At 66.9% G+C, this 10,529-nt stretch carries 12 protein-coding genes; 9 read left to right on the top strand and 3 right to left on the bottom strand.

Going from position 1 to position 10,529, the window contains the following annotated elements; translation table 11 throughout:
• On the top strand, positions 1 to 591 hold a 591-nt coding region (locus ACN26Z_RS00550), incomplete at its 5' end, for a tyrosine-type recombinase/integrase (RefSeq protein ID WP_421459569.1).
• 283 nt (positions 592 to 874) lie between these two features.
• Here ACN26Z_RS00550 and ACN26Z_RS00545 read toward each other — a convergent pair.
• From ACN26Z_RS00545 to ACN26Z_RS00535, 3 genes are all read right to left on the bottom strand, one after another.
• Positions 875 to 2,245 (bottom strand): hypothetical protein, encoded by a 1,371-nt coding sequence (locus ACN26Z_RS00545; RefSeq protein ID WP_421459568.1) that lies wholly within the window; start codon positions 2,243 to 2,245, stop codon positions 875 to 877.
• Positions 2,246 to 2,329: 84 nt separating this feature from the next.
• Positions 2,330 to 2,875 (bottom strand): cysteine hydrolase, encoded by a 546-nt coding sequence (locus ACN26Z_RS00540; protein ID WP_421459567.1) that lies wholly within the window; start codon positions 2,873 to 2,875, stop codon positions 2,330 to 2,332.
• Between the two features lie 5 nt (positions 2,876 to 2,880).
• Positions 2,881 to 4,047 carry a hypothetical protein gene (locus ACN26Z_RS00535; protein ID WP_421459566.1) on the bottom strand — a complete coding sequence of 389 codons (1,167 nt, stop codon included), beginning with the start codon at positions 4,045 to 4,047 and terminating at the stop codon, positions 2,881 to 2,883.
• Positions 4,048 to 4,955: 908 nt separating this feature from the next.
• Between ACN26Z_RS00535 and ACN26Z_RS00530 the strand changes: the two genes are divergently transcribed.
• The 8 genes from ACN26Z_RS00530 to ACN26Z_RS00495 all read left to right on the top strand — a co-directional run.
• Positions 4,956 to 5,204: a DUF6284 family protein gene (locus tag ACN26Z_RS00530; protein ID WP_421459565.1), complete on the top strand. Its 249-nt coding sequence runs from the start codon at positions 4,956 to 4,958 to the stop codon at positions 5,202 to 5,204.
• Complete coding sequence (locus ACN26Z_RS00525; protein ID WP_421459564.1) at positions 5,204 to 5,578, top strand: RRQRL motif-containing zinc-binding protein; 375 nt, start codon at positions 5,204 to 5,206, stop codon at positions 5,576 to 5,578. The genes ACN26Z_RS00530 and ACN26Z_RS00525 overlap by 1 nt, the downstream gene beginning before the upstream one ends.
• Complete coding sequence (locus tag ACN26Z_RS00520) at positions 5,575 to 6,438, top strand: ABC transporter permease (RefSeq protein WP_421459563.1); 864 nt, start codon at positions 5,575 to 5,577, stop codon at positions 6,436 to 6,438. The genes ACN26Z_RS00525 and ACN26Z_RS00520 overlap by 4 nt, the downstream gene beginning before the upstream one ends.
• Before the next feature lie 91 nt (positions 6,439 to 6,529).
• Positions 6,530 to 8,716 carry a cell division protein FtsK gene (locus ACN26Z_RS00515; protein ID WP_421459562.1) on the top strand — a complete coding sequence of 729 codons (2,187 nt, stop codon included), beginning with the start codon at positions 6,530 to 6,532 and terminating at the stop codon, positions 8,714 to 8,716.
• 141 nt (positions 8,717 to 8,857) lie between these two features.
• On the top strand, positions 8,858 to 9,109 hold the full coding sequence (locus ACN26Z_RS00510; protein WP_421459561.1) for a hypothetical protein: 252 nt from the start codon (positions 8,858 to 8,860) through the stop codon (positions 9,107 to 9,109).
• Positions 9,106 to 9,405 carry a hypothetical protein gene (locus ACN26Z_RS00505; RefSeq protein WP_421459560.1) on the top strand — a complete coding sequence of 100 codons (300 nt, stop codon included), beginning with the start codon at positions 9,106 to 9,108 and terminating at the stop codon, positions 9,403 to 9,405. The genes ACN26Z_RS00510 and ACN26Z_RS00505 overlap by 4 nt, the downstream gene beginning before the upstream one ends.
• A 53-nt stretch (positions 9,406 to 9,458) precedes the next feature.
• A complete protein-coding gene (locus ACN26Z_RS00500; RefSeq protein ID WP_421459559.1) occupies positions 9,459 to 9,701 on the top strand; it encodes a hypothetical protein in 243 nt (80 codons plus the stop codon).
• 16 nt (positions 9,702 to 9,717) lie between these two features.
• Positions 9,718 to 10,529 (top strand): bifunctional DNA primase/polymerase (locus ACN26Z_RS00495; protein ID WP_421459558.1); only part of this gene is annotated, 812 nt, incomplete at its 3' end.

Raw genomic sequence — 10,529 nt, 5'->3', positions numbered from 1 at the left:
TCGTTGACCGTCCGCCGGGCACTACTTCGGCCGAAATGGCGGCACGGCTGCGACGGGAAGTGTGAACAGAAGTTGTCCGGTCAATGCCCCGAGCGGGTGAACGACCGCCCGATTGCGGCTGACACGAAATCGCGTGCTGGTCGACGCTCGATCGGTCTGCCGGATGCCCTGGTCGACCTGCTGCGCCGGCACCGGAAAGAACAGGACGCCGAGCGCGAAACCGCCGCGCAACTCTGGCGGGACGAGGGATGGGTATTTGCCTCGCCGACTGGCGAGGCGATCCACCAGGCGACGGACTACGACGAGTGGAAACGGCTTCTCAAGCTTGCCGGAGTGCGGGATGGCCGACTGCACGACGCTCGGCATACCGCCGCCACCGTGCTTCTGGTTCTCGGCGTCTCCGGCCGCGCCGTGATGGGCATCATGGGCTGGTCTAACTCGGCGATGGCCGTCCGGTACCAGCACATGACCGACCAGGTACGCCGGGACATCGCGCAGCAACTCGGCGGACTGCTCTGGGGTGACCCGCCGAGCGGGTCGGGGGAGAAGGCCACCGAGCCGCCGCCTGACGAGCCGGAGCAGGGCAAGTGAGACGACAACTGAGACGAGAGCGACCGTAGACACGACTCAGGGCCGGTCCCTTCGGGGGCCGGCCCTGTCGTTCGTGCTGCTCAGGTGAGCGGAGGATACGAGATTCGAACTCGTGAGGGTGTTAACCCAACACGCTTTCCAAGTCTGCTCAGCTTCGTACGTCCTTGATTCAACCAGTTCACCACTTCAGTGGGCTGTACCTGATGTCCGTCTACAGCCGCCCCCGTACGTGGACGAACGAGACGACAAGTGAGACGAGGGCAGGGCAGCAGCACTGCACCGTCTAGGGCCTGCCCCTGTCTCCGCTCTCTGTTGCCGGTGGGGTCGTTCTCTGCGTCGCAACGGGATCTTCAGCGGGCTGACGGGCCATCGGTGGCTGGGCCAAAATAACCGAATCCAACGCCCCGCTATCTCGTAATCCTTGGTAGAGGGGATCTAGCCGTATCCTGAGCGGAGTCAACTTACCCGCATCAAGTAGATCTCGTGTGGATTGGATAGCGTACTCGGTTTTTTCGAGCAATACCGCACGAACGTGCACGTAATATGGTTCCAGTCCACCTATGTCCCATGCCTCAACCTCGCGGCGCATTTTGCGTTCTTCACCTAGTTGTCGCATCGCGATCCACTGGCGAATTCGAAAATCGAGGTCATGCTGACGCGACAGACGGCCCCGGCTGGTGCGCAGAATTGTTGTCGTTATAGTCCTTACCGCGTTTTGATGGCCGCTCTCCGAAATTTCCTGGACCTTGCCTGACAGCCAGGCGATGGGAAGGATGGACCCCTTCTCGATCTGCAACAAGCATCCTGTCGTAAGCAGCGCGGCAAAGGCTGTCATGCGGTCAAGTGCTAGCGACAGATATGCCGGGTCAACTACGATCATGTTACCAGCTTCTGGGAGATCGTCGGTCCACCCTGCGTCTCGCAGCCGCGATAGGTACTGCTGGTTTGCCTTGCCATCGTTATGAACGACGAGATTACGTCGTGCAAAGATTTCCGCGAAGTGAGGCCAATGATCAGTCATATCACGAAACTTAACGCCAAAACCTCCGAACCATGATTCCCAGTCGGCTAGGCTTGCTCGAAGCAAGTCCTCCACTCGTCTCTCAATAACGTAATTTACTGCGGCCTGTACGCTGCCGAATTGGGTAAGCTGCGCCAAGGTTAACGTTGCGTCCGCTCCCCTTACCGCATCGGGGACTTTGTGCATTATGGCGGAGGCGACCTTGCCGATTAGTAGCTCGAAATCGCTGACGCTCAACATGAGTAGTGATTTGCATAGGGTTTCGGTGGGATCTGGCGTTATGGTCCTCGCTGTTCCCGCATTGAGGAGTCGGAAAACCAATTCATTGACATGTGGATCGGAAGTATTCGGTGCAATTGCCCGAGGCGTTTCCCACTTTTCACCCCTGCGCTGCGCGTCCACTGCTTCATGAAATAACCCGGCTAACTTTTCCAGTTGCCCAGTAAGTTGATCTAACTGCGTATTTGACATTGCCTCCAGTTCGGCTGAATAGAAATCAGGAAGCCTCTCTGGGGTTATTCCCACTGCTATCGAGGCAAGTCGCCGAACGGCAGCTGCACGGGCGAGATATCGGTTTCCCGCATTCACAACCTGAAGCTCGAACGCCCCGAACCGGTACTGGCCATCTTTCATGTCGCTCCCTTGTCGCTCCATGAGCTACAGCTAGGCGGTTGGATAATGAATGGCCCACCTCGTGCAGTTGGCATTTACTTGCCGCTATTCTGCTAGCAGCCCGGCTGGGATGTCTTTAAGTTCAATGACCTGGCCGGGTCCTATGAAGCGCCGAGCGACGAGCAGCCCGGCAGCGTGAGCTTCGGCCCCGGCGTGGCTGGCGGAAGCGTCAGCAATTAGCCACGGTGTAAAGCCCCGCTCGAATGCGTCAACAGCACCCTTCAAAACGCAACTTTCCGTTGCGATGCCGCAGAAGTAGAGATGGTCCCAGTCTTGCTGTTCAAACAGTCGAATGCCTTCATCTGTAAAGGGACTGTAGATCCTCTTGTCTAGAATCATCCCTCTTTTGACGAACGGGCGAAGTTCGGAGACAATGTCCGTTTCCGGGGGGGATTGAAGTCGCCGCCAACCGAAAAAGCGCTCGAACGGACTGCCGGGATAGTTCAGGTAGCGGGTGAAAACCGTCTCGCCGCCGGCTTCCTGCCAGCGGTCAACCAGACCCACGACGATAGGAACGATATGCGCCGACTGCTCGCGTACGAACCCGTTCTGCATGTCGGTCACGACAAGCACAGGGCGACCCGACGTCATTGGGCTCAACCTCGATTCGTATCGCGGAGGGTTTCGATGGCTTGGTCTAGTGCTGGCATTAGGTCGCACGTCCGCAGAATCGCTCGACGCATCGCCTGATGCTGTCCGGTCTCCCGCAGGCGAGAGACAGTCAGACGGGAGCGTACTCCACGGAGGTAGCGCCATCCATATTCCGGCGGCACCTGTGGGTCTTTCCCTTGCTCTACTTGACGGGCGATTGCGTCGCAATATGCCCACACGGATTGAATCGCAAGCTCACAGGAAGTCATCTCGGCTTCCGTCAAGGAGCGCTCGGCCGAGATTGGGTGGTACACGACGCCGGACCATGAGGCGTAGCCCGCTGAAATGCCGCGTACGCCGAATGACTCGATGCCCACATGGTCATACGCCTCAGAGAGCAACGACTGTTCGATTAGCTCTGCATGTGCCAGGTGTTCGTCATCCATGGCACGGTCTCGGTGCAGCAACACCTTTGGCGTCGACATAATGCGTAGCGCAGTCTCCAGCAACTCTGCCGGCCACGCTGGCTCAACAACCCAATGAGCACCCAGGACGTACACCGCAGACTCGTCAACCACGGGCGCGACGGGTGCGAGGTAGTCGATAGCCCACTTGATGTTGTCGCCGTACGAGACGGCCCGCCATGCTGCGAGCGCTGCGATCGTGGATAGCTGGACCGGCTCGACCAGGTGGAAGACTGTCGACCCGCACGGCCAGACGTAGAGCGTGCAGTCGCCTTCCGGGTGTTCGACGGGTGCCGAGTAGCAGGTATGCCACTCTCCTGTGGCCGGCGTGCAGCCCGTGACTTCCCGCAACCGGGCGGACCTCTCAGCGCCGACGAACGCTGTCACGAACTTGTGGGATCGCGCCGTGAAGTGCGGCCGATCTTCGGCGCTGCCGGTCAGTTCGCCGAACAGGTCGTGGGGCTTTGCGTCGTACGCCAGGCAGTAGAGCTGGCGGTAGATGGGGTCGGTGACCGCCACTCGCCCGGTCTCGTGGCGGTACATCGCCTTTTCGATGGCCTCAACGGTGGGCGTCTCGCGGATGCCGCGCTGCTGGCCAACGCGGTGCAGCTCCCGCGCGGCGCGCTTGCGCGACTCCCAACCGACCGCCTTCCGGCGGTTGACCAGCACAAGGTTCGGCTTGTACTGCCGAGGAACCTCAGTGGACATACGCCGTGTCCTTCGTGTCCGTGCGTAGGACCTGCCCGGAAGGCCGCCCGCCGGGCAGTCTCATTGGCAGGCGAGCAAGGTGCCGCCGCAGACGGGAACCGAGGACAGGAGGCACCAGATGATCCGACCTAGCCGGTGGTGCCTCGGCGCGGCCTCTCGGCCTGCCACTTTCGGATGGTCTCGGGCTGCCACGCCGGAGACCGGCCGAATACTCGGTCAGGCGCGGGAGCCTGCCCGCGTGAGACGTATGAAGCCCAGGTTGCGCGACTGATCGGGGCACCTACCGACGCGAGGTAGGTGCGTACGTGGTCCGTCGTCCACCAGTCGGCGGGCAGGTCAGCGTCAGTCATCAGTACAAGCCTACGTGGTACGGGTGCTTGCGCGAATACAACGTGGCGTTGTAGCGTCACGAATACAACGCCACGTTGTATCTCGTCAGTTGGGGTCCGAGGAAGGCAGTGCGTAGCAGCGCTGCGCGCCTACGTCCCGCTGTGCGGTTGGTCTTTGACAACTTCAGAGCAGAAGCGCCGCGTTTGATCTGGCTTGCGGTATTCCCGCCTTGAGTCACACGGTGGCCGACCCCTGTAGATCCAGGGCGAGCGGGCCGAGCGGGCTAGGTCTTGGCGCGCGGACTGTCTTCTGCCTCTCTGCATCTGCCCCGGGGTGGGGCGTCGCGCCGTTCTGGTGCGCGGCCTCACCCCGGTTTCCCGTCTTGATCCCCGCTTGTGGAGGTGAGCCGTCATGACCGTGAGCGTCTTCGCTGCCGTTCGAGTGACCACCAAGAACAGCGCCGTTTGGCGTACCTGCCACCGCTGCGGCGGGCTCGCCCCGCTGGCACCCGACGAGCGTCACTGCCGCCCCTGCCGGCCCGTGTTGCGCTCTCGCCGTTCTGGAAGGAACCGATCGAAGTGATCACCCACCTCCCCACCGCCACCGCTGAGCCGACCGCTGCTGACCTGGCCGCGATCGACACCGAGTGGCCGCTGATCGCCGCTGAACTCGACGTGCTCGACGCGCAGATCACCATGCTCTACGCCGAGGACCACGGCGGCCCGACCGCGCTGGACTGGCGTCGGCTGCGTCGGGCTGAGGCCCGCGTGACCCGCGCCGCCGCCGAGGTGGCCGCCCGCAGCACCGATCCGCAGCGCGCGGCCTGATGTCCCGCATCCGCGCCGCCTACTACGACCCGGACGGGTCGCGGTACGGCATCCCGACGTTCTGGTGGCGCGGCGCACCGCCGGGCTACGCCACCCGCCGCCAGCTGCGCGCCGCCGGCCTATGCCCAGGTGGTCAGCCGATCGCCGCGCAGATCCTCTGGCGCGGCATCGGTGGCACCCGCACCGCCTACCTGTACCGCCTCGATTTGGCCCGGCCGAAGCGCACCGCCACCCCCGCGCAGCTACGCGCGATCCGCGCGGCGTTGACCGCCCGCCGCACCTGCCCGACCTGCCGAGTTGTCCGGCCCTACTGCATCCCGCGCTCGCTCGGCGAGTGCGTCGACTGCGCCTACCCGATGGAGGAAGCAGCATGACCGCCCCCACGATCAACGGCACGAAGTATCCGCAGCCGGTAGAGGCACTGCTGCCGGCCGCTCGCGCTCTGGAACTGCCGGACGGGCAGGAGTTCCCGTCGCGCAACCGGCTGATGCGCGAGTTCCGCATCGGCGCGCCGAAGGCCGATGACCTGCTCGCCCGGCTGCGGGCCGAGCACGCCGAGCGGACCCGTACCGACACCCTGCGCTCGGCGATGGCCGTTCGGGGTGCGCTGCTGGCACCGCAGACCGACATCGACACGCCGCCCGCGCTTCGGTTGGACTACGCCGAGCCGATCGGCTCGGACCCGGCACCCACCCCGGTCGTGCCCGAGCACGCGCCACCGCCCGCCGAGCCGGTGAAGATCCCACCGCCCGCGCCGCCCGCCGAGGCCACGACGGTCGGTCACCCGGACACGCCCACCCCGGCAGCGCCGGTCCGGCCGGTGGCCGCGTGGCCGGTGATCCTGCTGGCGCTTCCCGCGTTCGTGGCGATCTGGTCCGGGTGGGTCGGCCTCGGCGGACTCACCGGGTTCGGGGTGGTGCACCCGCTACCCGGTATCGCGGACGGATTCGCGATCAATACCGCCATCACCCTGCCGATCGGCGTGGAGACGTACGGCGCGTACGCGCTGTACGTCTGGCTGTCCGGCCGGGTACCGCACCGGGCGCGTGAGTTCGCGAAGTGGTCGGCCATCGCCTCACTGCTGGTCGGTGCGCTCGGCCAGGTCGCCTATCACCTGCTCGTGGCACCGCCGAACGGTGCGCCGTGGTGGATCACCACCGCTGTGTCGGTGCTGCCGGTGGCGGTGCTCGGCATGGGCGCCGCACTGGCGCACCTGGTGCGCTCGCACGACTAGTTCCGCCCGGCGGCACGGCCCCTGGCTTCCCAACCTGCGCCGTGCCGCCGGTCCCTCTGCTGATCCGTAGACCGTTGGAGGAACCCCCATCATGACTGCCCCTGATGATGACCGTTTCGACTGGCAGGCCGCCGAGCGCGACCTGAACGCCCCCGGCCCGGATGCCGAGGTGGTCGACCTGGACGCCGCCCGGTCCCGCCGTCAATCCGCCGCCCCCGACAACGACCCGGCCGAGGCCACCATCGGCCCGCGACTGGTTGACTCGCCTGCCGCGCAGCGGTCCCCGCGGTTCACCGTGGCCGGGTTGCAGGACGCGAAGCGTCGGCCCATCGTGCCTGCGTGGCTGCGTTCGCGGGCCGAGCTGCGCGACGCGGCCCGGTGGACGGTCGGTCACCTGTTCCACGCTGGCACCTATCACCTGACCCGTAGCCCGAAGTACGTCGGGAAGTTGGCGTGGCGTGCCCCGCGCGGCGCGTACCGCATCCTGACGGGTTGGGGTCGGTGGTTGTTCGACCTGCAAGGCGAGCATGTGCGGCAGGTGTTGGCGGACAAGGGCGACGCCGAGTTGTACCTGAAGGTGTCGCGGTTGCGTGACCAGCGGGTGCGGTGGCGTGGGTTCGTCACCGCCGCCGTGGTGCTCGGCGTGCTCCCGGCGCTGGGTATCGCCTACGCGCTCGCCCCGCCCGAGGCCCGGTATGCCACCCTCGCCGCGCTGCTGGCCGCGTTGGGTGCGTTGGGCCGTCCGGCGGACAAGCCGCTGCTCGACACCGCCGTGGTCGTTCCCCGTGTGCAGAAGCTGACCTCGGATGTGGTGGTGCGGGCGTTGGGCAACCTCGGCATCACCGGCATCAACCAGGCCATCTCCAAGGGCGACCGGGGCAAGGACTGGTTTCCCGCCCCGATCACCCGTGACGGCCCCGGCTGGCGCGCGGATGTGGAGCTGCCCAACGGCGTCACCGCCACCGAGGTCATCGAGAAGCGGGAAAAGCTGGCCGCTGGCCTGTCCCGGCCGCTTGGCTGTGTGTGGCCGGAGGGACAGCCCGAGGTGCACCCCGGCCGCCTCGTGTTGTGGGTGGGCGATCAGGACATGTCGAAGGCCCGTAAGCCGGTGTGGCCGCTGCTCAAGGCAGGGACGGTGGACCTGTTCCGGCCGCAGCCGTTCGGCACCGACCCGCGCGGCCGGTGGGTCGAGCTGACGTTGATGTTCATGGCGATGGTCATCGGTTCCATCCCGCGTATGGGCAAGACGTTCGCGCTGCGGGAGGTGCTGCTGATCGCCGCGCTCGATCCGCGTGCGGAGATCCACGCCTACGACCTCAAGGGCACCGGTGACCTGTCCGCGTTGGAGCAGGTCGCGCACCGCTACCGCGCCGGTGAGGAAGACGAGGACATCGAGTACGCGGTGGCCGGTATGCGGGAGCTGCGCGACGAGTTGCGCCGCCGCGCCAAGGTGATCCGCGACCTGCCCCGCGACCTGTGCCCCGAGAACAAGGTCACCCCCGAGTTGGCGTCGAAGAAGTCGCTTGGCCTGCATCCGCTGGTCATCGGGGTGGACGAGTGCCAGAAGTGGTTCGAGCACCCCGAGTACGGCAAGGAGTTGGAGGCCATCTCCACCGACCTCGTGAAGCGCGGGCCGGCACTGGGGATCATCCCCGTGTTCGCCACGCAGCGGCCGGATGCCAAGAGCCTGCCGACCGGCATCTCGGCGAACGCGTCGACGCGGTTCTGCTTGAAGGTGATGGGGCAGACCGAGAACGACATGGTGCTCGGTACCTCGCAGTACAAGCAGGGCATCCGGGCGACCATGTTCGCCTGGACCGACAAGGGCACCGGCTACTTCGTCGGTGAGGGAGCCGACGCGAGGATCACCACCACCGTCAACATCGACGGACCCCTCGCCGAGCGGATCGCCGCCCGCGCTCGCGCCGCCCGCGAGGCTGCCGGACGGCTGACCGGGCACGCGCTCGGCGAGCAACCCGCAACCGCCCCGGCGCTGTCGTTCAACCTGCTGGAAGACATCACCGCCGTGGTTCCCGCAAATGAGGCCAAGGTGTGGTGCCGCACCGTCGCCGCCCGCCTGGCCGAGCTGCGCCCGGACACCTACGGCGGGTGGGACGCCGAGCAGGTGACCGTGGCCCTCAAGCCGTTCGGCGTGAAGGTCGGCCAGACGTGGGGCACCGATCCGGACACCGGCAAGGGAGCCAACCGAGGCGGTTTCGAACGCGCCGCCATCATCGCCGCCATCGCAGAGCGTAACCGCAAACGGGACGCGAGCTAACCCGCGATCGGTCCTAGGTCTAGGACCACACGACTCCTAGACCTAGGACCACCCCTAGGACGGCATCCGAACCCTGATCAGGACGCTAGGAATCTAGCGGCCTCCACCGAACACACCCCGAAACCGGCCCTGGAGGCTGTCATGGACCCCCGCACCCTGCTAGCCACCGCCCCCTGCCTCACCCTCGCCATACTCACCCTCGGTTACCTCGCCGCGTGCGTGGTCGTCCCGTTCGGACGCTGCCGCACCTGCCACGGCACCGGCCGCAAACGCTCCCCGATCAGCCGCGCCGGGCGGGAATGCCGCCGCTGCGCGGGCACCGGACTACGGCTGCGCGTCGGCCGGCACGTCATCAACCACATCAAAGACGAGTACCAGGCAGGCAAGCGATGAACCGCCACCGCAGCGCCCGCGACGGTCACACCGGCTGGTGCGCCGGTGGCCACCGCTGCAACCTCGGCGAACACCGCTCCGCCGAAATCGTGGTCGACGCTGGTCACGCGCGGGCGGTGCTCGTGCGCGTGCGGTCCGCCGCCGGCCGCGACCATGCCGAGGTGCGCGTCAGGGTGGCGCTCGCCCCGACCGAGGTGGCCGCACGCCGTCAGTTGGTCGGCCTGCTCGGCGACGTGCGCCAGGCCGTCACCCGCGCGGCGATCGCGGCGCAGCCTCGGCCGCGTCGGGCCGCGTGATGGCCGGGCCGCGCCGCGATGGCGCTTCCCCTCGCGATGCCCGGCTGTCCGGGTTGGAAATCTGGCTGACCGGCACACCGGCCGAGCTAGACGCCGCCACCGCTGCTTTCACCGCCGCCGGGCACCACGTCGCCCAACGCGGCACCCGCCGCCCGCTGACCGGCGCTGATGCCGGTCGGTGCCGCCTCTACCTGCGGCTGTCCATCGCCACCGCCACCCGGCCGTTAGGCCGCACGCCGGACACCGGCGGCGCGGCGCTGCTCGACCTGGACACCGCCCGCCGCAAGACCGCCTGATCAGGAGAACTTCCCCATGTCTGACCTGCTCACCGCCGCGCTCGGCCACGCCGAACGCGGATGGCATGTTTTTCCGCTCCGTCCCGACGGCAAGCGGCCCGCCTTCCCTGACCATGCGGCCGACCGGTGCACCGGCCGTGACCCTCGCTGCCGTGCCGGACACGTTGGGTGGGAGGTCCGGGCCACCACCGACCCGGACCGCATCCGCCGCGCATGGTCTGCCCGCCCGTACGGCATCGGCATCGCGTGCGGGCCGTCTCGGCTCGTGGTGGTCGACCTCGACACTCCGAAACAGCCCGCCGAGGTGAGCCACCGGGACGGCCTGGTGGTGCTCGCCGCACTGGCCGACTCCCACCGGGCGACCATCGATCCGACCTACACCGTGACCACCGGCCGAGGCGGCACCCACCTCTACTACCAACACCCGGCCACCGGCCCGGCTCTCCGGAACACGGCCGGGACGCTCGGGCCGATGGTCGACACCCGCGCCGCCGGTGGCTACGTCGTCGCCGCCGGCTCGACCGTCGCCGCACGGCCCTACACCGTCGCCCTCGACGTCGATCCCGCGCCGCTGCCCGGATGGCTCGCCGACCTGCTCGCCCCCGCACCACTGCCGGAACAGCGGCCCGTGGTGGTCGACCTCGGCACCGGCCGGGCCGGTGCCTATGTGCGGGCCGCCATCGCCCGGGAAGTCGACCGGGTGACCGCCGCCGCGCCGGGCGAGCGGAACCGCAGCCTGTACGTGGCCGCCGTCGCGCTCGGGCAACTCGTGGCCGGTGGCGCGCTGACCGAGGATGACGCTCACAGCGTGCTGGAACAGGCCGCAGT

Source organism: Verrucosispora sp. WMMD703, from assembly GCF_049178935.1.
GTDB lineage: Bacteria > Actinomycetota > Actinomycetes > Mycobacteriales > Micromonosporaceae > Micromonospora > Micromonospora sediminimaris.
Note: the sequence above shows the minus strand (reverse complement) of the source record. Positions and strands in the feature narration are given on the sequence as shown.